We start from the raw sequence: 25,949 nt of genomic DNA on the forward strand, positions 1-25,949 counted from the left end.
ATCCCCACGCCCCACACCCCCCTCGCCTGGTTCACCCATTACCCGGCCCACCGCCGGCGGAGCGCCCGTCCCCCCCCGCCCGGCCCCCGGTATGCGCGGCGGGGGGGGCGGCGCCCCCGGCCCCCCCCCCGTTCCGCACAACCGTGCACTTCGGCGGCGGGCCGGCGCAGCGACGCGCGCGAGGTCCGGCCCCGACCGGCCGGACTGGTTCCGCGCGCACGCCGCTCCGCCATCTACTCGCTCAGTCCTCGAAGGTGAACCGCGGGAACGCCACATCGCCGGCGTAGCGGGCCGAATCACCCAGCGCGTCCTCGATCCGCAGCAGCTGGTTGTATTTCGCCACCCGCTCGCTGCGCGCCGGGGCACCGGTCTTGATCTGCCCGCTGCCCACGGCCACCGCGAGATCCGCGATGGTGGTGTCCTCGGTTTCGCCCGACCGGTGCGACATCATCGTCTTGTACCCGTTGCGGTGCGCCAGTTCGACGGCGTCCAGGGTCTCGGTGAGCGTGCCGATCTGGTTCACCTTCACCAGCAGCGCGTTCGCGGCGCCCTTGGCGATACCGTCCTCGAGGCGTTCCGGGTTGGTGACGAACAGATCGTCGCCGACGAGCTGCACCTTGTCGCCGATCTCGTCGGTGAGCGCCACCCAGCCGTCCCAGTCGTCCTCCGACAGCGGGTCCTCGATCGACACCAGCGGGTACGCGGCGCGCAGCTCGGTGTAGAACTTCGCCATCTCGGCGGCGGTCCGCGCCGAACCCTCGAACTGGTAGGCGCCGTGGGAGTAGAACTCGGTCGCGGCGACGTCCAATGCCAGCGCGACATCCCGGCCCAGTTTCAGCCCGGTCTTACCGATCGCGACGCTGATCAGGTCCAGCGCCTCCCGGGTGCCGGCGACGTCCGGGGCGAACCCGCCCTCGTCACCCAGCCCGGTGGCCAGCCCCTTCTCCTTCAGCACCGCCTTGAGCGCGTGGTAGACCTCCGCACCCCAGCGCAGCGACTCCTTGAACGTCGGCGCCCCGATCGGCGCCACCATGAACTCCTGCACATCCACCCCGGTATCGGCGTGCGCGCCACCGTTGAGGATGTTCATCATCGGCACCGGCAGCACATGCGCGTTCGGCCCACCGAGGTACCGGAAGAGCTCCAGCCCCGACGACTCCGCCGCCGCCCGCGCCACCGCCAGCGACACACCCAGCAGCGCGTTCGCGCCCAGCCGGGACTTGTCCGGGGTGCCGTCCAGATCCAGCAGCGCCTGGTCGACGGTCCGCTGTTCGACGGCGTCGAGCCCGATCACCGCGGGCGCGATCTCGTCGAGCACGCCCTCGACCGCCTTCTGCACCCCTTTACCGAGGTAGCGCTCCCCGCCGTCGCGCAGTTCCACGGCCTCGTGCTCACCGGTGGAGGCACCCGAGGGCACCGCTGCCCGGGTCAGCGTGCCGTCGTCGAGGGCGATCTCGACTTCGACGGTGGGGTTACCGCGCGAATCCAGGATCTCGCGAGCTCCGACCTGTTCGATGATTGCCACGAAAACAACACTCCTTCGGCTGTCGGCACGGTGTGATCAGGGAAGAGCCGTGCGATGGCGAGCCTAATAGGACCACTCCGACACAGTCCATCCGCCGCCCCGCACCGCGGCGACCTCCAGGAAAGCTCCTGCCCACACACCGCCGCCCGCCCGTCGAGCCGACGCCGGTCCCGGTCGGACTCCGCGCTACGCGGAAACACATTCTCGGGCGGCACAGAAACGACCGGATCGTCATCGCGGCGACCCCGAGGAAAGCCGAGCGGCACGCCGGACCAGCAGCGCGGGCGGGCCGTCACACCCGGCGGCCGACGCTGTAGGCGGCCGCCCGATCGCGAACTTCCTCCATATAACTGGCCGACCGGTTGTAGGTGAACAACGCCCGGCTCCAGCCTTCCGCGCTGAGCAGGTTCCCCCCGCTCACGCACAGATACCGGGCGGCCGTCAACGCCGCGTCGTCGATACTGTGCGGATCCGCGACCCCGTCCCCGTTCGCGTCCACTCCCCACTTCCGCCAGGTCTCCGGAATGAACTGCATCGGCCCGACCGCCCGATCGAACACGGAATCCCCGTCGAGCCGCCCACCATCGGTATCCCGGATCTCCGCCACCCCCGGCGATCCATCCAGTGCGATACCGATGATCCCGGGCTCCACCAGCCCGTCCTCCCGCACCTCCGACCCCCGGTGCCGCCCGTGATCACTCTCCACACTCCCGATCCCGGCGAGCGTCGTCCACGCGATCCCGCACTCCGGCCGCGAGCTCCCCATCACCGCCGCCGCATACCCATACGCCTCCAACGCCGCCACCGGCATCTCCAGCACCCCGGCCTGCTCCGCCGCCCACCCGTTCAACAACGCCGCGGTCCGGCCGGGCGCATCGATATCGATCACCGGAACGGGCGTCCCGGGCCCGGGTGGGGTCCCCTCGGGAATGGGCACAAGCTCCTCACCCACCCCGCACCCGGAGAGGACCAACACGACGATCGAAGCGGCGATAACGCCGTACCTGCGAAGACGCACACCATCCATAATCCAGATCCCCGCGCCGCAACCCGCCGACCAGGCAAATCTGTGGTGCGCCGCACCTCGAACACGATCCGCTACCACCGGACTTCCCTGCGATCCGCTCCGCACGGGATCTCCGCCGCCGCTCGCCCGGCCCGCACTCATCGGAAAGCCTTGCCTTTCACCAATCTACGTAGATGCTGGTCAACGCTGATCGCCGAGTCTTTACTGCCGCTCCTGTCCAGCACGTGCAGTACGATTCCGCGAGATCGCGTTCGTAAGGGGGCCGCCATGCACAGTCGGGGACACACTGCGCTGCTCAAATTCTGTGCCGTGCTGGCGACGGCAGTGCTCGCGACGGTGGTCTCGGGCTGCGGTTCTGTTGTGCAGGGCGAAGCGGTCCGGGCAAAACCCGATCTGTCCGATCTGGATGTGGGGAACTATTCGACAGAACCTTTCCTGTACGGCACCGCGGCTGATGGACACGCCGCCCGCTACCGCGAAGCGCAGCGCCTCGGTGACTTCGTCGCCCTGCCGTTCGAAGCGGATCCGGCGTATGTCACGCGCATGATGGGGATGGGTGGACCCGTCGTGCTCGATCGCCGGGATATGCGTTCGCTGGTGATCAACGATACGTTCGACGAGGTTGCGGCCGATCTGATCGCCGGTTGGGTGCACACCTGGTCCACCGGCGGCGATGCCGGCACCGCGCAGCAGATGAGTATCGCGGTACTCATGTTCCCCGACGCGGCGATCGCTGAAGATGTTGCCGCCGGGCTCGAACACGACGACTTCACGTTCAATATCGATAACCGGCCTGTCCAGCTCCCCGCTTACCCACACTCGAAGGCTCATTGGCGACCGGGTATCGCTTCGCTGGGGAGCTGGACCAGCCACGATCGCTACGTGATATTCGTCAAATACAACGATTTGTCCGGCAAGACGGACCTTCCGAGCATGGTGCAGCGCACCGAAGCATTGCTCGATGTCCAGATTCCGTTGCTCGACCGATTCGAACCGACACCCGCAGAGCAACTGAGCGATATCGAACTCGACCCGGACAGCGTACTGGCGGTCGCCCTCCCGAAAAGTGAGGCGCTGGTAGCAACGACCGGTCCGGCGAGCGCTTTTCGTGGACGCGGATCCCTGTATGCACTCAGCGGCATCGAAAATCTGGATTTTCTCGACAAGGGGCAGGTCACCGCAATCGGTCTCGCCGAATCAGTGGTGATGCGCAGTCGATCGACCCAGGGTGCGGAATTCCTGCTGAAAAACTTCGAACCGAGCGGCGAAGGCTCACAGTCCACACCCATCGAAAGCCCCGAAGGCATAACCGATGGAGAAGTTCGCTGTTACAGCAGAAAACTCGAGCAGTGGGAGACGAGACCCTCCAACTTCTGCCTTTTCCAGACCGGAAGGTACTTCGCGCAGGTGGAAGGGTCGCAAATACAGGATCTTCATCAGAAAACTTCGGCACAGTATGCCTTGCTCGCAAGATGAGGGGGAGACATGAAGGTCGGTAGGACAAGAAAGTACCACTCACTGCGACGCCTGCTGGCTGCAACGATCACCGTGATCGCCGCAACCACAGCAGCTTCGTGTTCACAGACCGTAGCGGGGCATCCCGGACCCGGTATGAACCCTGTCGACCTGACCCGGCTGGAATACGGCACTTTCCCCACCGAGCCGACTCCGTTCGAGATGGAGATCAGCACAGACTGGGATATCTACTCCCTCGAGTCCCGCAGAATGTTCGGCTATTTGGTCTCTCCATACGCCGCAGACCCGGATCTCCGCTTTCTGCTGGAAACCGAGATGCTGCGTGATGGTACGGATACATTGAACGATATGACTCCTCCGGAGTTCGAACCCATCGCCAAGCAGAACTTTTTTGTATCCGGCGTGGCAACGCGTCGTTCCAACAACAGTCCGCGGAACGGGAAAGACACCGTAATCGCCCTCATGCGGTTCGGCAACGACCAGTATGCGCGCACCGCCGCTGCCGAATTCAATTCATGGACCGAGGCGAGATCGCCGGGCCGGCAAAAAATCGAGATGACCGGATACCCGGACACGTATGCAGGCATCTCGGCCGATCAGCAGAGAGGACAGCTCTACGCCGCACACGGACCCTATGTGATCCTCGCGGCGATCGAGGCACCCGCGACCGAAGCGATCCGGATGGGTGACCGCCTCAGGCGAGTACTCGAACTGCAGTCGGACGCCTTGAACGACCTGACCCCCACACCACTCGACGACATCCTGGACCTGCCGACAGACCCGGACGGAATGATGAGTTTGCCCCTGCCGGACCAGTACCAGGACAGCGCGGCGTTCGGCTACCACGGAGCCTACCCTGCGGCCGCCTACGCCCATTTCGAGTACGACGCTCAGGCAATTCCGGACTACAACGCATACGGCGTCGATCTGGTGGCTCGTAACGACTCGATCGTCTATCGAACCGCCGGCGTTCCCCAGGCATTCGCACTGCAGACCGTACTTACCCGTCCCGGTAAGTACGACAAGGAGGTGGAAGGCCCGCCGGGGCTTCCGGATGCCCGCTGCGTCGAACGTGACGAAACCCCGCCGATGTTCGACCCGTTCGTCTGCGTCGTGGTCTACGACCGTTACGTCGCGCTGGTCGATGACATAAGTATCGGGAATCTGCCGTCACCGGAGCTTTTTCAGCGCACATCCGCGCAATACTCGATCCTCGCGAACAGCCGGTAACCGGATGACCGGGAGGGAAGACGCCGTCGCGCCACGTGGCCGGCCATGGGGCAGGATCTATCCGACGCTGCCCGACAGAACGATTGCTCACCATCGGGCGGTCGAACCGGAGGAGGTTTAGATGGCGCTGCCGCCCGGGGCCGTTATCGGTGGCTACCGCATTGTGCGTGTACTCGGCAGTGGCGGTATGGGTTCGGTGTATCTGGGCCAGCACCCGAGTTTGCCCCGCCAGGATGCGATCAAGGTCCTCAGCGAGGAGCTTTCCCGGGACCCGGAGTTCCGTGCCCGCTTCGAGCGGGAAGCCAATCTCACCGCCGGCCTCGACCACGCCAACATCGTCTCGGTGTTCAACCGTGGCGAGGAAGACGGCCGTCTCTGGATCGCGATGCAATACGTGCCGGGCGCCGACGCCGCCGACGAGGCCCGCCAGCGCCCGGACTCCATGCCACCGCAACGGGCGACGCACATCATCGCCGAGGTCGGCAAAGGTTTGGACTACGCGCACCGCCGCGGGCTGCTCCATCGGGATATCAAGCCGGCGAACTTCCTCCTTTCGCGATCGCCGGACGACGAACAAGAGCGGGTGCTGCTCACAGATTTCGGCGTGGCCAAATCCGTGAACGACGGTCAGGATCTCACCGCCACAGGCAAGTTCATGGCTACCGTGGCCTATGCCTCGCCGGAGCAGTTGCTCGGGCAGCCGCTCGACCACCGCTCCGATATCTACAGTCTCGGATGTTCGTTCTATCGGCTGCTCACCGGCCAGAATCCTTACCCCTCGACCGTGCCCGCCGTCGTCATGATGGGCCACCTGAACGAGCCCCCACCGGCCATCTCGTCGGTGCGCGGAGATCTACCCCCTGCTCTGGACCATGTTTTCGCCAAGGTCCTCGCGAAGAATCCGGCAGATCGGTACAACACCTGCCGCGAGTTCGTCGCAGACGCTCGGGCCGCCCTCTTCGGCCAGGGCATGTACCGAGCACCGGGTGCCGGCCATACCACGCCGCATTCCGGCTATCCGACGGCGAGCGCTGATTCCTACACCAATGGATTCCCCGCTTTCTCGAACGGCCAGGAATCCGTGGTGACGCAACCACGGGATGCAAATGAGAACCGCGCCCTGCAGACAACTGGCCGGAGACGGCCGCCGGTACTCGTCTACGCCGCCGCGGCCCTGGTCGTGGTTCTCGCCGTCGTCGGCATAGTCTTCGCAGTATCCGACGGCGATGCCAGTACCCCGGGTGGTGTGGATTTGGCTCAGGTACGGTCCGATCATCCGGCATTCTCCGGAAAGACTGTGGCGGCTTTCAACTACGGAAATTCACTTTTTTCGGTGGCACTCGACGGTTCTCCCCAGGCGAACTTCCTGCGCGATATCGGATTCCGCTACAGCGATGAGTACCTGCCCATGAAGAACGAGAAGTCTCCACGCGAACTCTCGATGGCCTTGTTCGACCTTCCTCAGCCCCTCGATCTGATCGTCATTGCCCGCACCGACAGCGGAGCCGGCAACGGCGGTCTGGGCGGACTTCCGCCCGAATTCCTGACTTCCACGGCGAAAATCGTTGTAGTCGACGACATAAACACGGTGCAAAGTTTTCAGGTGTGGACCGATCAATCACCGGGCCGGATGGTCGAGAAGTTGGTTCCATCCATCGCAAACGTTGTCGAGTGACCGGACAGGGGGAAAATTTTCCATGCGGTGGCCCACCCGAATATCAGTCGGTATATGCATACTCATGACCGCCGTGGTCACAGGATGCGGCCAGGACACGGCAAGCGGTTCGACCGTCGACGTTGCCGCACTACAACCCGGCAACTTCAGAACCTCTCCACGCAGCGTAGAGGAGGTGCGAAAGCCTGCGAACATCGATGCCCTCGAGGCGCTCCGGTTGGCCGAGTTCGTCCCTCTCGTCATGGAAACTCAGCCGAAATTGGTATACGGTCGGCGCGCTCATCAGAAGCTGATATTCACCCCGCTCTCGCCGCCTCGATTCACCGACACCTTCACAGCAGACGTTCCGGGTTTCATAGCGGGCTGGGAGACGAACGGACAGCGCCGCGAAGATGAACTCCACGGGCGTGCGGTGAAGCTTACGATTCTGCGGTATGCAATGCCGGACCAGGCAGCGCATGCCGCGAACTATCTTGCCGATCACTATGTAAGAGGAAAATATCCCCCGAAGGGTCCGATAGCGATTCCCGGCTATCCCGCGGCAAAGGCCTATATCGGCCAGTACGATTCCGTCATCGCCCACCTTGCCCAGGGCGAATACATGGTCAGGATCGACGTCGGGCCGGGTGTCGATCTGCCTCCCGATCCCACACAACTGGCCGGCATCGCACAAGCCGTCATGGACAGACTGTTCGAGCAGCTCGCAGGGTACCGGCCGACACCCGCGGATGAGCTCGGAGATCTCCGGAGCGAAAACGAGGACATCATCCGATACACCCTCCCCGCCGGAGACGACGGCATCGAGGTGGCAATCGGCCCGGATATCGATCTCCACCTCTCCGAACGGCCCGACCTGGCAAGGCGCGCATACGAAGACGCCGGGGTAGACCTCGTTTCGCTGTCCGAGGGGGGCGATGCCGATGTCGGCGTCTACCGGACGAGTGATGCGGCAGCCGCGGACCGTTTGAAGGCCTTCTTCATCTCCAGGCTGGAACCCGAGCTGAAAACCGTCGACGCACCTCCGGGGCTGCCCGCGGCTCATTGCGTCGAGAACCCGGAGGAAACCCAAACACTGGCCTGCTATTTCACCAATGGCCGCTACGCGGTATATATCCAGGAAGCAACCCAGATCCAGGAATTGCACCAGCTTACCGCGGCGCAGTACCTCCTGCTGGAGAAAGCGCCACAATAAGGAAAAGGACTGTACCCCACGCCATTTCGCTCGGGGTACAGTCCTTCAGCCGGGATTTCTCACATCCACTTGGCGGCGTTCTGCGCGTCGGTCGTCGCCATATCGATAGCGCCGTCTTCCACGACCTTTGCGATAGCCTCGATGATGGGGAGCAGTCCGGAGTTGTCAGCAGGATTCTCGACGGCGTTGTTCCATCGCGTCTGCTTCTCGAGGTACGCCTTCTGAGCGCCCGAGTCCCACTGGGCAACCAGACCGTTCACATACCCCAGCAGTTCCTGATGCGTTTCGGACAAACGACCCTTCGCGGCGCGAAGGTCACCCGCCATCGCAAGCAGCTGTTCCTTTGAGTAACTTACCTTCGACATGAAAACTCCTTGAGCTGATGTATGGGCTGAGTCAGATGTTCAGGCTCGAGGCGGGGGTACCGAGATCACCCGATGCACCCGCGGCGTTCAACGCGGCCAGGTTCGCCTGCTCCTGCGCGTCGTAGCCACGCCCGTTCTCGCGGATCTGAACAGCGATCTCGGCGAGCACATTGTTCAGCTGCGTTGCCTTGGCGTCGTAGTCGGCCATGATCCTGACGAAGGCAGCGGCGGCCGTGCCTTCCCAGTTACCCTGAGAGCCGGCGACGATGTCGCGGACACGGCCGATCTCGGACTGGATCTGCGAATTCACGGTCTCGACGTGCTTCGCAGCGGTCTCCATTGCGGCCAAATCGGCAACAACCGACATGATTCCTCCTCGTTACGAGTTCGGATCCGGACCCCCTGCGTCCGCAAACGGTCCGAACTTGTCCTTCATGATGATTGGACGAGGATCCCGCCCAATCGGTTCCAACGAATTTCGGAAAAATCCCGGCCGGGGTCAATGGGTGACTTCCAGCGAGGATGCGAGGTCTTCACAGATAGGTGTAATCGAGTCGTGCCCCCCTGTCTGATACTGGCATCCGATACTGATCTGGATGCTGTGCTCGACGATAACATGCCAGTCAACGGTGGATCCGCCCTCTGGATGTTCGGTGTAGGCCAGGCCGGAACGGCCGCCGAAGACCACGTCGCGACGGATCGGTGAGAACCGGCCCGGCGTGCTGGTGGCGATTTTTGCTTGGAGGTCGGCGGCGATCAGGTCGTAGCCGGCGTCGGGAACCTGCAACTGTTCCTGGATGACCGTGATTCGGGCTTTCAGACCCGTATCCGGTTCGAGGACCACACGATCGGGGGAGGCGGTGGCCGGGTCGACGATCCGCCAGCCCTCGGGGACGGTGAGTGCGACCGGTCCGATGGTGACCGAGCCGGCATCGGGTGCCGGGTCTTCCGGAGCTGTGGAAGTAGTGGGTTCGATCGGCGGCGGGCCCGAAGCGGAGGCTTCCGGATCATTCCCGGCGGACATCGTGACAAGGACGCCCGCCCCTACCAGGACCACCAGCGCCAGAACCGCCGCGGCGCCGATGTAGAGCGGGGTTTTGGAGCGGGGTGGCCGGGTGGCGGCGGCCCGTTCCCGCAGTGACTGCAGCCATTCGGCGTCGGCGGCGGCCGGGGGGATGGTGGGCCGGTGTTCGGCGGGGTCGGTGGCGCGCACCCGGACGAGGTCGGCGCCGGCGAGTACGAGGAGGTCGGCGCGGCACAGTTCGGCGACCACCTCGGCGATCAGGTCGAGGAAATCGGCGTCGGTGCGGCCGACGATCACCACCGAATCGACCTGGCAACCGTGGGTCAGGCGTTCGAACTGCGCGCGGAAAATGTTGCGGCCGTGCTCGTCCGCGCCGATCTCGGCAGCGGCGAGCGCGGGTTCGTGCTCGCAGAATTCCAGACGGGGTCCGTTGTCGGTCGGCACCACGGTGGTGGCGGTGGTGGACAGGGGGCCGAATTCCAGGACCACGCTGCGTACATCCCGGACCCGCTGGGTGGCGGTGACCGCGCGCAGGGCCGCGGGCTGCAGCGTCACCCGACCGGCGTGCCGGGCGGCCGCGGTATGGAGCACGTTCAGGCGGTGCGGGTCCCATTCGCTGGGGTGCACCACGGTGAGCTGCTCGCACGGTGTGTGGATACGTAATTGCGCCAGCGTATGTGCGAATACCGCGGCCAGTGCGTCCACCGGTTCCGGCATGCCGGGGTCGTAGGCGATGCGGTCGGCGGTGATCAGCTGGACCGGTGACACCGCGATCGAGGGCGGCGCCAGGGGTTCGCCCACCACCAGGCTGCGCCCGTCGCTGCCCGGAACCACCGACGGCACCAGGTCGGCATGGGTGTTCGCACTCCAGGCCCACAGGCGGGTTTCGGTGAGCGCGATCTCGACGGCCGTCATTGCGGGGCCGGCATCCACGAGGTCTGGATGAGTTCGGCGCCCGACCGGCCGACGAGCGTTCCGCGGCCGGGCGGCATCGCACTCGGGCGGACATTGCCCATCAGATTGCCCTCTTCCCGGTTGCCGCTCATGATCAGACCCGGCGTGGCCAGGTCCCGCATCCGGGAGATCACCGTTTCGTACATGGCCCGGCCCGCACCGCCGGAGCGGCGGGAAATGATCAGGTGCAGCCCGATGTCCTTGGCGTGGGCGAGGTAATCCACGATCTGTGCGATCGGGTTACCGCTGGAACCGCTGGAGACCAGGTCGTAGTCGTCGACGACCACGTAGAGATCGGGGCCCGTCCACCAGGACCGGTCGCGCAGTTCCTGCGGGGTGATGTTCGGCCCCGGTAACCGGGTCTGCAGCAGGGCGGCCAGATCACGCATGTTCTGGGTGAGCCCCTGGGCGCCGGTCGCGTAGGCGGCCAGCCGCTCCTGTGGGAAGGCGCCGAGCAGGCTGCGCCGGAAATCGACCAGGATGACCGCGGCCTGGTTCTGCGCGTTCGATTCGACGATGCCGCTGACGATATTGCGCAGCAGCGTGGTCTTGCCGCATTCGGTATCGCCGAAGATCAGGAAATGCGGGTTCTCGTCGAAATTGAGGAAAACCGGCGCGAGTTCGGATTCGTTGATACCGATCGGGATCGCCGGGTTGCGGCGGTCGGGCTGGCCCTGCCAGGGGCCGATGGCGCGGACGAACTGGTCGCGGTCGAGGCGTTCCGGCAGCATCCGGACCTGCGGAGCAGGGCGGCCAGGGGTGGTCTGCTGGAGCCGGGCGACCGCGTCGGCGACGCCGCGGCTGAGATCCTCGGGGTTCGAGGAACCGTCGACCCGGGGTAGCGCGGTGATCATGTGCAGGCTCTCCGGAGTCATACCGCGGCCCGGGCGACCCTGCGGCACCAGCGCGGCCACCTTGCGGCCGAATTCGGAGTCGGCCGGATCGCCGAGGCGGAGTTCGAGGCGGGTGCCGATCTGGTCTTTGAGCTGGGGGCGCGCCTCCATCCAGCGGGACAGCGCGATCACCACGTGCACGCCGTAGGAGAGGCCCTGCACCGCCAGGTTCATGATGGTCTGTTCCAGGGCTTCGAAATCCTGGCGGATGGAACCGTAGCCGTCGATCACCAGGAAGGCATCGCCGAACGGGTCCTCGTGGGCGCCGGCGGCGGCCTGGCTGCTCGCCGGGTCGGCGGCGCGCAACCGGCGGAACTCCGCCATCGATTCGATGCCGAGCTGGCGGAAGCGCAGTTCGCGGTTGCGGACGATGGTGGTCATCTCCGCGACCGTGCGGCGGACCTTGTCCTGGTCCAGGCGGCCGGCGACCGAGCCGACATGCGGCAGGCCCTCGAGGCTGGCGAGGGTGCCGCCGCCGAAGTCGAGGCAGTAGAACTGCACCTGTTCGGCGGTGTGGGTGAGCGCCATGGCCATGATCAGCGAGCGCAACATGGTCGATTTACCCGACTGCGGCCCACCGACGACGGCGACGTTGCCGCGGGCACCCGACAGGTCCACCACCAGCGGGTCGCGCCGCTGATCGTAGGGGCGGTCGACGATGCCGATGGGGGCGCGCAGACCGGCGACGGGGTTGTATTCGCCGGTGAGGATCGAGCGCGGGATGAGTTCGTCCAGCGGCGGGGCGGAATCCAGTGGCGGCAGCCAGATTTCGTGGGCGGGGCGGCCGTGTCCGCGGATCCGGGCGGCGATCATGCCGAGGTTGGAGATCTGCTCGCCGTCCTCGACCAGGGGTTCGGGGTCGTCGAGCGGTTCGGGGGCCAGCGGCACCCGGTCGGCGGCCCGGAATTCGACATGTTTGGCCAGGAACGGCCGGGCGGTGATATCGATTTCGCCGGCGCTGGTGGCCACCGCGATATCGCGCTGCGGACCGCCACCCACATACGGACCCGAAACGTAGGAGGCCTGGAAGCGCTGGATCTCACCGGAATCGGATTTCAGATAACCGCCACCGGGCACGTTGGGCAGGTTGTACGCGTCGGGTACACCGAGCACTTGGCGGGATTCATTGGCGGAGAACGTTTTCAGGCCGATCCGGTAGGACAGATGCGATTCCAGGCCCTTGAGTTTGCCTTCTTCCAGCCGCTGCGAAGCGAGCAGCAGGTGCACATGCAGCGAGCGGCCCAAGCGGCCGATCATCACGAACAGTTCGGCGAAATCGGGGTGCTGGGTGAGCAGTTCGGAGAACTCGTCGAGTACCACGAACAGCGCGGGCAGCGGGTCGAGGTCGGCACCGGCGGCGCGGGCCTTCTCGTATTCGGAGACGTTGGCGAAGTTACCGGCTTGGCGCAGCACTTCCTGGCGGCGGTTCATCTCACCGGCCAGCGCGTCGCGCATACGGTCGACGAGATCGGCCTCTTCTTCGAGGTTGGTGATCACGGCCGCGACGTGCGGGACACCGTCGAGACCGAGGAAGGTCGCGCCACCCTTGAAGTCGACGAGGACCAGGTTGAGCTGGTCCGGGGAGTGGGTGGCGAGCAGGCTCAGCACCAGGGTCCGCAGGAATTCCGATTTACCGGAACCGGTGGCGCCGATGCACAGGCCGTGCGGGCCCATACCCGATTCGGCGGCTTCCTTGATATCGAGGAAAACCGGCAGGCCGTCCGCGCCTACACCGAACGGCACCCGCAGGCGTTCGCGGCCGTAGCGGGGACGCCAGGCGCTTTCCGGGTTGAACGCACCGAGGTCACCCAGTCCCATGAGCTGAGCCCAGGTGTTGATGGTCTCGCCCTCGGTGACCTCGACATCGCTGCTGCGCTGGGTAGCGGCCCGGTAGGGCGCGAGGCGGCGGGCCACCTGCTGGGCCTGTTCCGGGCTGATCCGGTCGATCATCGCGAAACGTTCCTGGTTACCGGTCGCGCCGCGGCCCAGGCATTCGCCGTTGCGGATGGTGAGCGTGATCCCGCGGGACACCGCCAGGCGCGGCGCGTAACCGCACAGGTCGAGGACGGTGACGCCCTCGTAGCCGGCTTCGCGGAGCTGATCCTCTTCGGCCTCGAGCAGGCCACCGTCTACCAGGATCACCACATGCACCATGGTGGAGTTGGCAGGCTGGTTGCGGGAGTAGCGGACCCGGTTGGCCAGGATCGGTGCCAGGCCGGCCATCATCTCCCGGACCGACCCGTAGAACATGCGCTGGCTACCGACACCGTCCTGGGCGTCCGGATGCTGGGTATGCGGCAGCCATTTGGTCCACTCCCATTCGGCGCTGGTGTCAGGACCGCAGACCACCGCGACGAGTACTTGGTCGGGGCCGTGGAACATGGCCAGCTGGACCAGCATCGCGCGCACCATATCGCGGGCCTGGGCGCGGTCACCGTCGAGCGCGATGGTGGCGAAACCCTTCACCGCGACCGCGGTGGGCAGATCCGGCACCGTGGAATGGGCGCGCACGAAACGCCGCAGCGATACCGCGGCGATCGGCTCGAGCTCCTCCACCGGACCGGTTTCCGGCGCCACCAGCCGGGTGGCCAGCCGCTGCCCGCCGAGGCCGATGCGGACGTGGCAGAAATCCTTGTCGCTGGGGCGGCGCTCCCACATCCGGGAGGTGCCCGCGAGCATCCAGATCAGACCCGGTTCGGGATGGCTCCATTCGACCGCGGCGCGCTGTTCGGCGGCGGTGACGTCGACATCCTTGCGCACCTGATCGAGGTAACGCAGATAGTCTTTGCGGTCTTCGTTGGCCTCGGCCGCTTTGGCACCCTTGCCGTTGCCCTGGCCGGCGAACATGCCGACCATCGAGACCATCATCATCATCGGGAACATCAGTCCCATCGGGTTCGACGCGATACCGCCACCCTGGGTGAACATCAGCGCCATCATCCCGACCATGCCGATGACCATCACCACCGGCATGAGCTTCATCAGCAGATTTCCGGGGGTTACCCGGGGAATCTCGGGCGGCGGCTGCAGGGTGACCTCGCCGCCCGGAGTCCGTGGGACCTCCCGGCGCGCACGCCGCTGAAACCGAACCGTGGTCATCGAGCGAGATCCCCCTTGTGGCAATGCGATGTTCGGGCTCAGTGTAGAGGCAGGCGCGAACATGTCGTACAGTTCGTCTGCATTCTGCTGGCCGTGACGTGGGCACGCAACCCGCCGCGAACTGCCGGAGGAATGTGGGAAACAGCAGGGTAGCGAATGAACTTGGGGGAAGCGTGACGCATGCGCGACTCGACCATATGGAGGAAGATTCCTCGCGGGGTATAGTCCGCGCTCCGGATCTCACCAGGGTCACCATTCTGGCAAAACATACGCAGGTCGATATGGCCATTCCGGTCGATGTGCCCGTTGCCCTGGTCATCCCCAGTGTCGTCGATATGGTCGCCGCGCACAGCCGCACCAACGAGTTCGACAATCAGGGCGAACGCTACGAACCCGCCGACTGGGTACTGGCCCGGATCGGGCAGCCGCCGCTGTCGAACTCGCTGAGCCTGGGTGAGCAGGGGGTCCGCGACGGCGAACTGCTCATGCTGGAGAACGCCGCGCATACCGCGCCCACCCCGCTGTTCGACGACATCATGTACAACGTCGCCGTCGCCGACGCCGAGCATTTCCGCGGCTGGAATCCGGATACCGCGCGGATGACCGGCTCGATTCTCGCCGTCCTCGCCATGCTGGCGGGTTGTACCGGACTGCTGGCCGCACCGGACGCGATGCCGGGCTGGATCACCGGCGCGATCGCACTGGGTGTCACGGTGCTGCTGGTGGTCGCGGCGATGATCCTCAGCCGCGTCTACGGCGATCCGAAGACCGCGCTCGTGCTGGGCGGTAGTGCGCTGCCGCTGGCCTTCACCGGCGGCATGCTGATCGTGCCGGATCATTACGGCTGGCCACATCTGCTGCTCGGATCCACCCTGTTCGGCGCCACCGCGATTCTGGCCTGGCGGGTGGTGGGGGTCGGGCTCGGCGTGTTCATCGGCGCCGGAACGGTCGCCCTCTTCGCCGTGCCGTCGGCTCTGGTCGGAATGCTGGCCGAGCAGCGACTCGAGGCGGTCGGCGCGGTGGTGGCGGCGGTCGGGCTCGGCGCGCTGTCGCTGGCCCCGCGGATTTCGATGATGCTGGCGAAACTGCCGCTGCCGCCGGTCCCCGCCCCCGGCACGCCGATCGATCCCACCGAGGACGATCCCGACGATCACCGCGCCCTGCCGACGCTCGATGTCCTGCACGCGAAATCGGCCCGGGCGCGCACCTATCTCAGTGGCCTGGTGACGGCAACGGCACTGGTCACCGTGGTCGGCGCGCTGGTCGCCACCGATCCCGACTACGGCGGTTTCTACTGGCAGGGCATCGCGCTGGCACTGGTCTGCGCGGCGGTACTCATGTTCCGCAGCCGCACCTACGCCGGCGCGGAACAGGCCGTGATCCTGATCGTCGCGGGCGCCGCGATCCTGCTGGTGATGCTGACGGCCATGGCGTTCGTGACCGATCTGCCGATGGCGGCGTTCGGGGCCGCGCTGGTGATGGTGATCGCAGCCCTGATCCTGGGCATCATCGTCCCCAACCAGTCGGCGACGCCGCCGATGCGCCGCGCGGCCGAACTGATCGAATACGGGTTCGTGGCCGCGGTGCTGCCGCTCGTATTCTGGGTGACCGACCTCTACTCCCTCGTCCGCGGACTGTGAACCGGGGGATCCGTACCGCGGCCGTCGCCGCGGTACTGGGGGTCAGTGCATCGCTGGGATTCGCGCAGCCGGTGGCCCACGCCGACCGGCCGCCGGCCGTCGATCCCGGCCAGGTGCCGTCCGGCGATCCGGCGAAACCGACCGAGGCCACGGAACGCAAAGCCAACACACCCTGCAACAGCACGGTCGCCGGGGGTGAGGGCCCGACGGTGCCCGCCGCGCAGGCCGCCCTGGACCTGCCGCACGCCTGGCAGTTCTCCCGGGGCGAGGGCCAGGTGGTCGCGGTGATCGATACCGGTGTCGTCCGGCACCCGCGGCTACCGAATCTGCGGCCCGGCGGGGATTTCGTGGCCAACAGCGGTGACGGTACCGAGGACTGCGATGCGCACGGCACGCTGGTGGCGGGCATCATCGCGGCGAGTCAGGTTCCGGGACAAGGATTTTCCGGTGTCGCGCCCGCCGCGACCATTCTCACGATCCGGCAGACGAGCGATAAATATGTGAAGGCCGGCAGTAACGCCACCAAATCCCCGGAAGACCTCTCCAAAGAGGGATACGGCAATGTGGCGACCATGGCGCAGGCGATCCGCCGGGCGGCGGATATGGGCGCCACGGTGATCAACATTTCGGAAGTCGCCTGTAGCGCGAGCCCGATTTCCGACGGCTCCCTGGGCGCGGCGCTGCACTACGCGGTGCATACGAAGAACGCAGTGGTGGTCACCTCGGCCGGTAATACCGACAACGACAACTGCAAGGGCAATACCGGCATCCTGGACCCGCTCGACCCCGCCGCGGACCCGTGGAGCAAGACGACGGTGAATGTCACCCCGGCCCGTTACGACGATCTGGTCCTGGCCGTGGGCTCCATCGGCCCCAACGGCGCCCCCTCCGAATTCACTGTTCCCGGACCGTGGTTGAGCGTCGCGGCACCGGGCGAGAACATCGTCTCGCTCGACTCCAACGGTCCGGGCGTCATCAACGGCACCCAGGGCACGCAGGGCCAGCAGACCATCGCCGGAACCAGCTTCGCCGCACCGTACGTTTCCGGAGTCGTCGCTCTCGTGCGCTCCCGCTTCCCCGAGCTGTCCGCGGTGGAAGTGATGAAACGGATCCAGGCGACCGCCCACGCACCCGCCGAAGGCTGGAACCCCTATGTGGGATACGGCGCGGTCGATCCGGTGGCCGCGCTGACCAACGAGGTACCGGACGAACTACGCCCCAAGAGACCGAACCCGGCGGTGAACAAACAGCTCGCGCTACCCCCGCCGCCCACACCACCGGACCACACGGCCCGCAATGTGGCGCTGATCGGCAGCGGCATCATCGGCGGCAGCCTGATCATCGGCTACCTGGCGTCGTTCCCCATGCGCCGCCGGTTCGGCGTGGGCGAAGACGACGCCTGAGGGCGATCGTGCCCTACCCCGGGAGGCGTAGGCTCCGCCCGAGTCCGGTTGCGCATTCCGCGGCTGTGCTATCTGAAATGTGTTGACTCCCAGTAGTTCTGATTCGCAGATACACAGCTCGGTATTTTCGCCGACGCCGATCGGGTACGGTCCGGAACGTGACTTCGGTCCGCCCCCAGGGTCGTGGTGGGCGGCCGGTGACTGCGCCAATGTTGTCGAACCTGTCGGAGGCTTCGGATGTCCTTTTCCCATGCGGTGATACTCGGTGGAAGTGTCGCCGGATTGCTTTCGGCAGCCGCGTTGAGCACAGGATTCGACACAGTCACGATCGTCGAACGCGATCGGCTTCCCGATGCTCCGGCAACGAGACGCGGTGTGCCGCAGGCTGAACAAGTGCACCAGTTGATGCCGGCCGGATTGAAGCGGATCGAGGAACTGCTCCCCGGTTTCGGTGCGGAGCTCCTCGCGCAGGGCTGTGAACGCTACGAGATCGACCGCGATATCGCGGTCCTGTATCCGCGAGGCTGGTCGGCGCGGGTTGCCGGCGGGATGGAGGTCATCGGTTTCCTCCGGCCGACCTTCGAATGGGTGCTGCGGCAGCGCGTGCTGGCGCTACCCAACGTCCGTGCGGTGCGCGGTATCGCCACGGGCCTGTTGGCCGGCACGGACGGCACCACCGTCACCGGAGCGAAGGTGACCGGTGCCGACGGCGAGAAACTCGACGCCGAACTGGTGGTCGACGCGACCGGCCGTGGCTCCCAGGCGCCGAAATGGCTGAGCGAACTGGGTTACGCCCCGCCGGCCGAACAGCATGTGCGGCCGTTCCTCGGTTACGCCACGACAGTGGTCCGGTTGCCCGAAGGCGCACTACCGGCCGGGCTCCGCGGCATCGCCGCAACCCCCCACCCCATGCACCTCAAAGGCGGCGTCATCCTTCCGTGTGGTGACGGCCGGCATGTCGTGGCCGCCATGGGCGTATCGAAGAACTACCCGCCCGCCGGGATTGCGGAGCTGCTCGATTTTTTGGACGAGGCGCCGAGCCCGCTGCTGGGCCGCGCGGTGCGCGCCGCGGAATTGATCGTCGAACCCGTTGTCTACCGGATGCCGGGTAATCAGCGCCGGCTCTGGGAACAGCTGGACCGGCGGCCCGAGGGATTCGTCGTCACCGGGGATGCCGTCGCCGCCTTCAACCCGATCTACGCCCAGGGTATGACCGTCGCCGCGATCGGCGCCTCGCTGCTCGCGCGCGTCATCGCGGCCGCGGGCGGCTCGATTGCCGGGGTCGCGGAGAAGTTCGCGGCCGAACTGGCGCCCTGGACCGACTATGCCTTCGCCATGGCCGCGAACACCGATTCATTCTTCCCCGGTACCGAATTCGAGAACTTCACCCCGCCCGATCCCGCCGCCTTCGCGGGTGAAGCTGCCGCCGTGGCCGCCGCCACCACCGACCCGGCTGTCGCGCAGGCGATGCGGCGGGCGGCCTACTATATGGATCCCGCCGACATGCAATCACCGGCTGTCTGGAAGAGCATCACCGAATGGGCGACCACCGGCCGGCAGCCGGATCCGGCCCTGACCGACCCGAACCGGCCACCCGGCACAATCCACACCTTGGATTGATCGTGCCGGTCCGGTGCGCGAGCGGGCGGGCGCCCGGCGCGGTGCGCAACAGGTCCTGACGTCGTTTCGCAGCCCTGACACGGTCTTGCCGGTTCCGGCGCGGTCTCGCCGGTTCAGGCCGGGCGCGATCGGAGGTCACACCGCAGGGCCGGTCGGAAGTTCCCAACGGGCCCGTCGTAGGCGACGACCGTTTCGCCGCGCCACAGATGGTGGTAGGTATCGGCGGCGTCGCGGCGCTGCCCGGAGGTGAACCGCGGCCGGCCGATCACGTCGAACAGTGCGTCGAAGCCGCGGCCGCAACGACCGCCGGGAAGAGCGGCCTCAGGTCAGCCAGCCCCGGCGGTTGCGCTCCTGGAAGTAGCGGTCATCCGCGTCGATATCCTCCTGGGCGAGCTCTCGCCGGGCGGCCACCTGGCCGGGACGCTGCAGCTGAGTAGCAGCCGCCTGCCCTGCAATCTGCGGCTGAGCAGCTGACGGGGACAGCGGCTGACCGGCCACCTGTCCGGGAAGGCGCGGCGGGGTCCCCTCATGGGGAACCTGCGGCCAGGCCGCAGCCTGTCCCGGAACCTGCGGTGTGGCCGGCACCGGCCGAGGCAGTCCACTCGCATCGGTTGACGACCGGGGCGTTTCGGGCCGCGGCGCCGTTGTCCGGACCGTATCCATCCCATGCTGGAGGCGTCTGGCGATTTCGTCCGGTGTGCCGGGGGCGAGGGTGAATTCCTCCGGGTTGTGCTTGATCAGCAGGTATCGCCCGTCCTGCGGGAGATGGTCGAGCCAATGGAAGCCATGCGGGTTTCCGGTGGGCCGGGAATCGATGGCGGGACCGGCGAATACCCCGATCTCCCCGACACCCGACCGCCGCTGCCGCAGGATCCGGGTGATTTCCTCGGCACGCGATATCCGGGTGGGGTGGCGGGCGTACTCCACTTTCCCGATATCGGCGCGAGTGCCGCGTACCGCGGTGAACCGTCCCGGGGCGCAGCGTGGCAGAGCGGATACGATCCTTGCCGCCAATTCCTGCGGGGCGACGGTGAGCAGGTGAATATCGGCGCCGTACTCCTTGGTGGGCCCGGGTTCCTGAACAGCGAGGGCGGCGGTCTGCCCCGCCAGGCCGGCGTGTATCCGCACAATGCGTTCGAAACCGCGATCATAGGCGCCGTGCACCTCGACCCGGACCTGCGGTTCCAGCAGCGTACGCAAAGCGCGGTGCAAGTTCTCGTCCGATATCGCGGCGAGCCGCTGCGCGGCCGCCACCCGCACACGCTCGTATTCCTCTGCGGTGGGCGGTGTTTCGGTGGGCCCCAAGGGCAGAACACGGATCGGATACGGCAATCGATCACGATCGAAGAGCCGCACCGCCTGGATGAACATCTCCCCCGTCAGGCGCCACTGCAGGCCGTTCACCCGCCGATCACCCCGCCCGGAGGTAGCGCCGGCGGCTGGGTGCCGAGCAGTTCGCTCCCCCGGTCGTAGATCAGGTAGTCGGGAGTCTGGTGTTCATCGTCCTCTTCACGGTTACCGCGCGCAGCACCCGGCGACATCATGCCGGGCATACCGGCGCGGCCCGCCCGGTTGCCGGTACTGACCGCAGTGGTGGCGGCCGGTGTTCCGGCCGGTTTACCGGGTCCGCCCGGGACTGTCTGACCGGGGATCAGCGGCGCCGCGGTCTGCGGGGTACCCGAGGGTGTTCCCGACGGGGTCCCCGCAGGCAGGCCGGGTGTGCCCGGTGTGGTCGGGGTGCCCGTGGTGAGCGACGGGGTGGTCGGCGTGGTCGACTGCGGGGTGGTCGACTGCGGGGTCGTGGACTCCGGGGTTGTACTCTGCGGTTCCGTGGACTGCGGGTCCTCCCCCGCCGGCTGCTGTCCCGGCTCCTCCTGATTCGTACCAGTATCGGTGCTGGTGCCGGTGTCGGTACTGGTTCCGTTGGGAGTCGTCGTGCCCTGCGGTTTGTTGGTGCCCGGGGGTTTACTACCGTCGTCGACCGGCTTCACCGGCTCGGGCAAGACAGGAGTCTTACCGTCCACTTCTCCCGCGCCCGGCTCGTAGTACGTGGTCATCACCCGCCGGGCCGTGTCCTGAGCCTCGTCGGCCCGGTACTGCGGAGTCTTGAAGAAGTCGTCCGCAGGTAGAAGGTTGACCAGCTTGTCCCGATTCGTCACGTTGTCCGGTTCACCAACCGAGGCCTTGGCCTGGCCGAGGTAGGTCTCTATCAGGTCGAGGCCATGCGCTACCAACCGGAAACTCGCGACCAACGGGATGAGCGAGTTACTGAACTCCCGGACACCATTTACGGCGGCCGTGCCGGACTGGCCGTTCCAGCCGGCATCCAGATCCTCGTTGACTGCTTTGAGAAAGTCTTGATTGGCGGTTTCGGTGAGTTCGGCGAGGGCTCGCCACGCCACCGCCTTGTCGTTGATCAGCCCCGCGTTGACACCCTGGAGCAGGTCCCAGATCTGCTGATGGGTCATGGCCTCGAAGCCGTCTTTTTCGAGGATAGCGGGCGGCGCGTACTGCCCACCGAAATCGCCGACGAGCCCGAGCCATTCCCCTTTGACACCTGCGCGGTTGTCACCCCACACCTTGTCCTGGTCGTTGATGACCTGCTGGTCGGTGGTCTTGTTCTGCTCGGCTTCGTCGTCACCGAAAAAACTCATGGTCAGACCCCCGCATTACCCAGAGCACTGGATGTGGACTGATCGGTTTCTTCAATCTGCTTGCAGGACAGCTCGAAGGTCTGCTTCATCAGCACCACGGTATCAATCGCGGCCCTCAAGCGGTTTGCCGCCGAGTCGGTATCGTCTACGGCCTTCTTGGCAAACTTGGCGCGCAATGCCTCCGCGGATCTCAGACCTCCGAAACCCTCCACAACCGCAAGGTCATCCGTCCGGAGCAGCGCCTCTTCCAGTCGGGCGATGAAGCCCTCGCAATGCGCCGCTAACTTGGCCGCGATATCGGATTCCATCCGCAATTCGCCGTTTTCGGCTTGGGTCTTCAGGTTCTGCCACTGCTGCAGCATCGCGGTTTGCCCGGTCACATCTCCCCCTGCGAGTTACCGCCCTAATACGGCGGGTGGAATTGGCCTACTATGCATCGACTTACTCCGGCAAATACGGTTCCAGCGACTGTGCGTGTTGAACAGCCAATCCGCAGGGCGGTGATTCGGGCAGTGAATCCCGGTGGCTGTAGCGCCAATCCGCGTAGATCATGATCCCACCCTTGGCCATTGGCAGGCCTACGTAGCAGCGGCGCAGGGGTTTCTCGTTGCTGGAAGGATAAAAGGTGAGCCCGGACCGATCGTTGATCTGTATCTCGGCAAAGCCGGTCACCTGATCGTTCTGGCGGAACTCATCCAGGGTGAATATAAAGGACCCGACCCCGATGAAGTACGGGCGACCATCGGCCGAATCCCAGGCGCACATACGGACTGCGGCTCTGTCACCGGGGGCGTCGAAGCTTGTATGCTCGGACTCCGGCCTGGCACCTGTCGCCTGCAACGCCTCTGCAGCTAGTTCAGAACACGGATTCCACTCGACGTGCGGTTCCCCGGTAGTGGTACTTGGGCCCTCCGACGCTGACTCCCCACCGACCGCACCGCCGCACCCGGCCACCAACCCAACGGCCACCGTTGCGATCACCGCGTTCCCGACGACCCCTGCGTACTTCCTGCTCGCGGCGCGCATACCCCTCCTGCCCAGCGTGTGTACGATCCACACGAAACAGACATCACAATACAGGCAAGCAATCCAGTGCGGCACGGTCCGGCCGCACTCGATCGGTAGCCACCACTGTGGTGGTGTCGGTGGAGACGAGGTCGAAGCTTTCGCTACGGGTTCGGAGTCAGTCGGGAACGGACCCGACCGTCCGGAGCCAACGAGTAAATGTTGTCCAATCGGTGTCACTGAAGATCAACGCCGGCCCGGCTCGATGCTTCGAGTCTCGGACGCCGACGTGTGCATTGCTCAACCAGGCAACTTCCACGCATTCGTTGCGCGTGCCACTGTGGGATGATTTGAACCATTGCGCGTCGGGTAGCGTGACGGTCACCGTTCGTATCTCCTTGCCAACTGCCGTAGCAGGTCTCTCGATCGTTGCTCGTCCAGTGTGGCGCATCGGAGATCATTGTGAATATCGCGGTAACGCTTCACATCGGCATCTTCTTCGAAGAACATCGATCCGATAGGATTCTCGCAGTACACCACCGAGGGCTCCATGCTGTCGGCCGGAAAGTCGAGAATGATGTACGGGAGGACCGGGACCACTTCACCTGGGAATCCGGCGGCCGACGGCAGAATCCGGACGCTGACATTCGGCAGTGTTCCCACATCAGCGATATGACGCAACTGCGTGGCCATTACTTTGTGCGATCCGACGACCGTGTGCAGGACACTCTCGTGTAGGAGGAATTCCGCCACGACCGCCCTGCGCTGCCTCGTCAGTATTGCGGTACGTCGCAAGCGAACTTCCGTGATGCGCTCCAGATCCTCCGGCATGTCACCCGGCACGCTTCGACGTTCGATGGTTCTTGTATAGTCCGCGACCTGCAGCAAGCCGGGGACAATCACGGGCTGGTAGGAAGATAGCTGGGCAGCACCAGTTTCGAGACCGAGGTACGTGTTGTATCCCGGAAGAAGCAGATGCCGCGAGGCCTGCCACCACGACTTGGTCGCCGATTGCTGCGCAAGCGCTTTCAGCTCGTCAATCCGCTTCTCGGGGAGTTCGTAAAGCCGCCCGAATCCGTCGACGTCTCGGAGTCTGACCTTATCGTTGTGCCCCTTCTCGATCCGGATGACCGAAGTCTTGCTCATCTCCATTTCCTGCGCCGCCTGTTCCAGCGTGAACCCCGCCCCCTGCCGCGCCTCCCGCAACGCGCGCCCCAGTTGCCGCCGCGGCAGCGTCGAACCGGGCTGATCCTCTCTGGCCACACCATCCCCTTCCTCGGCCGGTCCGGAAAAGCCCAGAGCACGGTCCGATTCGGACGAATTCAACGTACGGAACGGACGAACCCCAGGCTGTTTCCGCCGACATGAATTCGACTGTCCCGCTGCGCGATCCATCGCGGCGTACCAGAAATCCAATCACAACCCCGCGCCCCCCGAAAGCCCTTCGACCAGGAAGAATACCGAAATCCCAAGGTTCGGTCTCCACCACGGAACGTTCCACGGCGGAAGGCTCCGGAGTACCGCCACCTCAACCGAACAGGCGGTGCCGAGTTCAGGCCGGGTGAAGGTGTTCCACGGAGTTCACATGCAGAACGCAGCATCAGCCGCCGTGCCACCTCGGCTTCCTGCTGCTTGCTCATAGGCGGTGAAGTAAGGAGCGGCACCGACAAGACCCGATCGGTCATCATCCCCCCACCGCCGACTGCTGCCGCACCTCACTGCCCTGGGTCCGGGTCAAGCGGCGACGGCGTCGCGTGTTCAGTCTGTCGTAATCCGAACCGGTGAGTTCACGGGGCCCGTCTCGGGTCGTTCAGTCGAAGACATCGTCGGCAGTATTCGCGTGTAGCACCCGCCCGGCCCAGTTGTGGAGTTGGTCGGGATGTGCCGACTCGACCCGGTGAACCACCTCGTCGGATAGGTCTCCGAACCGGTCGCGCATCTGCAGAAGCAGGATCTCTCTGTATGCGCCGGCTCGACCGCGGGCCTCACCACGAGCCTCACCGCGGGCCTCTCCGCGGGCCTCGAGCATTTCCGCTGTGGTCACCGCCGCCGCCTTCACCAGTGGGTGGATCTGACCCATATCCTCGACCAGCCTGGCCAGCTCCGCCGGGGCTGCCTCACCTACCACCATTATGTACGTCACCAGCCGCTCTAGATTCTGCATCGGTTCCGGGCCGGGGTGCTCACAACGGGCGAGCATAGGAGGCGGTACCGACAGGAGCGAATCAGACGGCAGCACAGCGTGTTCGAAGCGCCTCGCGACATCGCAGAACAGTTCGGATCGGCCCGGGATCCGGTCCGATTCGTACATCTGCCACCGGCGCAACGTTCCGGACTCTGGATGGACGGACCAATCGAATTCGACCGTCCCACTACGCCGCTCGAATAACCTCCGGTCCGCGCAACATAACCGCGTGACCGCACGACAACGAAACCACCCCACAGGGCAACCGCAGCAGTTCCGTGAAGGAACGTCGACCGGGGAACACTCGCAATCCGTAGCCGCTCGAACCGAGCAGCCGCCTCGGACTCGCCCCGCACGCTGCGGACACATCCGCTCCGCGGCCGCCGGAACCCACGACACTGTGCTCGGTGACTGGCGTGCCGTTTGGCAGCGAGATCAGCAACGGATCCGGATCATCCGGGTACGCAACAGCGCGGACGACCGGACACTGCTTGCGACCACCGACTCGGAAACCGCACCGGATCTCGCGGATATGCGCGAGCGTTTCCCGGAACTGTCCGCCCTGTGGGACGAGATCCGGCATCAGTTCTGGGTACGGGCGGTTCAGGACACGATCCGATGAGTCCGATCCGCTACCCCGACCCCGAATCCATCGACGAAATCACCGCTCACTACCTGCTGTCCACCCCCGCGATCCTCGGGCCGATGCTGTACGGCTTCCGGTTCGACGGCGAAACCATCCACGCCGAATGCGCTGCCGTCGATCTCACCGGTGACCGTGGCGAATTCGAACCCAACCCGATCCACCTGCGAGCCGCACACCTACGTACCGCCCTCGGCCCCGGAATATTCGGATTCGGTTTCGTATTCATGGTGTTCGCCGACCAACTCACCGACCAGCCGGAGAACAGGCATATCCCCGACCAGGTCCGGGTGGCCGCCCGGCAACTGCCCGGCGTCGACGATCTGATCGTCGCCGTCG

The 25,949-nt window shown here is 65.6% G+C and carries 22 protein-coding genes; 9 read left to right on the forward strand and 13 right to left on the reverse strand.

All coding sequences use genetic code 11. The features are described from left to right. Positions 1–241: 241 nt before the first annotated feature. Together eno and QH276_RS25260 are read right to left on the reverse strand one after the other, a co-directional pair. Entirely contained in the window at positions 242–1,525 is a 1,284-nt protein-coding gene (gene eno, locus QH276_RS25255) for a phosphopyruvate hydratase (RefSeq protein ID WP_280397410.1), read from the reverse strand. Between the two features lie 292 nt (positions 1,526–1,817). Continuing rightward, positions 1,818–2,552 carry a lytic transglycosylase domain-containing protein gene (locus tag QH276_RS25260; protein WP_280397411.1) on the reverse strand — a complete coding sequence of 245 codons (735 nt, stop codon included), beginning with the start codon at positions 2,550–2,552 and terminating at the stop codon, positions 1,818–1,820. 309 nt (positions 2,553–2,861) lie between these two features. Here QH276_RS25260 and QH276_RS25265 point away from each other — a divergent pair, with 309 nt between their 5' ends. The 4 genes from QH276_RS25265 to QH276_RS25280 all read left to right on the forward strand — a co-directional run bounded on the left by QH276_RS25265 (position 2,862) and on the right by QH276_RS25280 (position 8,125). Continuing rightward, on the forward strand, positions 2,862–4,028 hold the full coding sequence (locus QH276_RS25265) for a DUF7373 family lipoprotein (protein WP_280397412.1): 1,167 nt from the start codon (positions 2,862–2,864) through the stop codon (positions 4,026–4,028). A gap of 72 nt (positions 4,029–4,100) precedes the next feature. After that, positions 4,101–5,258, forward strand: coding sequence for a DUF7373 family lipoprotein (locus QH276_RS25270; RefSeq protein ID WP_280406923.1), 1,158 nt, complete (start codon positions 4,101–4,103; stop codon positions 5,256–5,258). A 121-nt stretch (positions 5,259–5,379) separates the two neighbouring features. Further along, positions 5,380–6,933, forward strand: coding sequence for a serine/threonine-protein kinase (locus tag QH276_RS25275; RefSeq protein WP_280397414.1), 1,554 nt, complete (start codon positions 5,380–5,382; stop codon positions 6,931–6,933). Positions 6,934–6,997: 64 nt separating this feature from the next. Further along, positions 6,998–8,125, forward strand: coding sequence for a DUF7373 family lipoprotein (locus QH276_RS25280; RefSeq protein WP_280397415.1), 1,128 nt, complete (start codon positions 6,998–7,000; stop codon positions 8,123–8,125). A 59-nt stretch (positions 8,126–8,184) separates the two neighbouring features. Here QH276_RS25280 and QH276_RS25285 read toward each other — a convergent pair whose 3' ends face one another. The 4 genes from QH276_RS25285 to eccCa all read right to left on the reverse strand — a co-directional run bounded on the left by QH276_RS25285 (position 8,185) and on the right by eccCa (position 14,460). Further along, the gene (locus QH276_RS25285) at positions 8,185–8,490 is read right to left on the reverse strand and encodes a WXG100 family type VII secretion target (RefSeq protein WP_280397416.1); all 306 of its coding nucleotides are present in this window, start codon (positions 8,488–8,490) and stop codon (positions 8,185–8,187) included. A gap of 31 nt (positions 8,491–8,521) precedes the next feature. Beyond that, positions 8,522–8,857 (reverse strand): WXG100 family type VII secretion target, encoded by a 336-nt coding sequence (locus QH276_RS25290; RefSeq protein ID WP_280397417.1) that lies wholly within the window; start codon positions 8,855–8,857, stop codon positions 8,522–8,524. 132 nt (positions 8,858–8,989) lie between these two features. After that, the gene (locus QH276_RS25295; RefSeq protein ID WP_280397418.1) at positions 8,990–10,429 is read right to left on the reverse strand and encodes a type VII secretion-associated protein; all 1,440 of its coding nucleotides are present in this window, start codon (positions 10,427–10,429) and stop codon (positions 8,990–8,992) included. After that, a complete protein-coding gene (eccCa, locus tag QH276_RS25300) occupies positions 10,426–14,460 on the reverse strand; it encodes a type VII secretion protein EccCa (protein ID WP_280397419.1) in 4,035 nt (1,344 codons plus the stop codon). Before eccCa ends, QH276_RS25295 begins: the two co-directional genes overlap by 4 nt. A gap of 173 nt (positions 14,461–14,633) precedes the next feature. Here eccCa and eccD point away from each other — a divergent pair, with 173 nt between their 5' ends. The 3 genes from eccD (at position 14,634) to QH276_RS25315 (ending at position 19,123) form a co-directional block, all read left to right on the forward strand. Continuing rightward, a complete protein-coding gene (eccD, locus tag QH276_RS25305) occupies positions 14,634–16,100 on the forward strand; it encodes a type VII secretion integral membrane protein EccD (RefSeq protein ID WP_280397420.1) in 1,467 nt (488 codons plus the stop codon). Continuing rightward, positions 16,097–17,503 carry a type VII secretion-associated serine protease mycosin gene (gene mycP / locus QH276_RS25310; RefSeq protein WP_280397421.1) on the forward strand — a complete coding sequence of 469 codons (1,407 nt, stop codon included), beginning with the start codon at positions 16,097–16,099 and terminating at the stop codon, positions 17,501–17,503. Before eccD ends, mycP begins: the two co-directional genes overlap by 4 nt. Before the next feature lie 237 nt (positions 17,504–17,740). Next, positions 17,741–19,123: an FAD-dependent oxidoreductase gene (locus QH276_RS25315; protein WP_280397422.1), complete on the forward strand. Its 1,383-nt coding sequence runs from the start codon at positions 17,741–17,743 to the stop codon at positions 19,121–19,123. 321 nt (positions 19,124–19,444) lie between these two features. Here the strand turns inward: QH276_RS25315 and QH276_RS25320 are convergent, their stop codons facing one another. From QH276_RS25320 to QH276_RS25350, 7 genes are all read right to left on the reverse strand, one after another. Next, on the reverse strand, positions 19,445–20,527 hold the full coding sequence (locus QH276_RS25320) for an ESX secretion-associated protein EspG (protein ID WP_280397423.1): 1,083 nt from the start codon (positions 20,525–20,527) through the stop codon (positions 19,445–19,447). After that, positions 20,524–21,777, reverse strand: coding sequence for a hypothetical protein (locus QH276_RS25325; protein WP_280397424.1), 1,254 nt, complete (start codon positions 21,775–21,777; stop codon positions 20,524–20,526). The genes QH276_RS25320 and QH276_RS25325 overlap by 4 nt, the downstream gene beginning before the upstream one ends. Positions 21,778–21,779: 2 nt before the next feature. Next, positions 21,780–22,157: a hypothetical protein gene (locus tag QH276_RS25330; protein WP_280397425.1), complete on the reverse strand. Its 378-nt coding sequence runs from the start codon at positions 22,155–22,157 to the stop codon at positions 21,780–21,782. Between the two features lie 61 nt (positions 22,158–22,218). Continuing rightward, positions 22,219–22,803, reverse strand: coding sequence for a DUF3558 domain-containing protein (locus QH276_RS25335; protein ID WP_280397426.1), 585 nt, complete (start codon positions 22,801–22,803; stop codon positions 22,219–22,221). 157 nt (positions 22,804–22,960) lie between these two features. After that, on the reverse strand, positions 22,961–23,233 hold the full coding sequence (locus QH276_RS25340) for a DUF397 domain-containing protein (protein ID WP_348536599.1): 273 nt from the start codon (positions 23,231–23,233) through the stop codon (positions 22,961–22,963). Next, positions 23,164–24,045 (reverse strand): helix-turn-helix domain-containing protein, encoded by an 882-nt coding sequence (locus tag QH276_RS25345; RefSeq protein ID WP_280397428.1) that lies wholly within the window; start codon positions 24,043–24,045, stop codon positions 23,164–23,166. Before QH276_RS25345 ends, QH276_RS25340 begins: the two co-directional genes overlap by 70 nt. Positions 24,046–24,592: 547 nt before the next feature. Further along, positions 24,593–24,925 carry a hypothetical protein gene (locus QH276_RS25350; RefSeq protein ID WP_280397429.1) on the reverse strand — a complete coding sequence of 111 codons (333 nt, stop codon included), beginning with the start codon at positions 24,923–24,925 and terminating at the stop codon, positions 24,593–24,595. A gap of 442 nt (positions 24,926–25,367) precedes the next feature. Here QH276_RS25350 and QH276_RS25355 point away from each other — a divergent pair, with 442 nt between their 5' ends. Continuing rightward, positions 25,368–25,589, forward strand: a complete 222-nt coding sequence (locus QH276_RS25355) for a hypothetical protein (protein ID WP_280397430.1) — start codon at positions 25,368–25,370, stop codon at positions 25,587–25,589. After that, positions 25,586–25,949 (forward strand): hypothetical protein (locus QH276_RS25360; protein WP_280406924.1); only part of this gene is annotated, 364 nt, incomplete at its 3' end. The genes QH276_RS25355 and QH276_RS25360, both read left to right, overlap by 4 nt.

It is taken from the genome of Nocardia carnea (assembly GCF_029869215.1).
In the GTDB taxonomy this organism is placed as follows: domain Bacteria; phylum Actinomycetota; class Actinomycetes; order Mycobacteriales; family Mycobacteriaceae; genus Nocardia; species Nocardia carnea_B.

Coding starts and splice junctions, on each gene's coding strand:
- QH276_RS25260 (WP_280397411.1), bottom strand. CDS start 2,552: ATGGATGGTGTGCGTCTTCGCAGGTACGGCGTTATCGCCGCTTCGATC.
- QH276_RS25275 (WP_280397414.1), top strand. CDS start 5,380: ATGGCGCTGCCGCCCGGGGCCGTTATCGGTGGCTACCGCATTGTGCGT.
- QH276_RS25280 (WP_280397415.1), top strand. CDS start 6,998: ATGACCGCCGTGGTCACAGGATGCGGCCAGGACACGGCAAGCGGTTCG.
- QH276_RS25285 (WP_280397416.1), bottom strand. CDS start 8,490: ATGTCGAAGGTAAGTTACTCAAAGGAACAGCTGCTTGCGATGGCGGGT.
- QH276_RS25290 (WP_280397417.1), bottom strand. CDS start 8,857: ATGTCGGTTGTTGCCGATTTGGCCGCAATGGAGACCGCTGCGAAGCAC.
- QH276_RS25295 (WP_280397418.1), bottom strand. CDS start 10,429: ATGACGGCCGTCGAGATCGCGCTCACCGAAACCCGCCTGTGGGCCTGG.
- eccCa (WP_280397419.1), bottom strand. CDS start 14,460: ATGACCACGGTTCGGTTTCAGCGGCGTGCGCGCCGGGAGGTCCCACGG.
- QH276_RS25315 (WP_280397422.1), top strand. CDS start 17,741: ATGTCCTTTTCCCATGCGGTGATACTCGGTGGAAGTGTCGCCGGATTG.
- QH276_RS25325 (WP_280397424.1), bottom strand. CDS start 21,777: ATGAGTTTTTTCGGTGACGACGAAGCCGAGCAGAACAAGACCACCGAC.
- QH276_RS25335 (WP_280397426.1), bottom strand. CDS start 22,803: ATGCGCGCCGCGAGCAGGAAGTACGCAGGGGTCGTCGGGAACGCGGTG.
- QH276_RS25340 (WP_348536599.1), bottom strand. CDS start 23,233: ATGCGCCACACTGGACGAGCAACGATCGAGAGACCTGCTACGGCAGTT.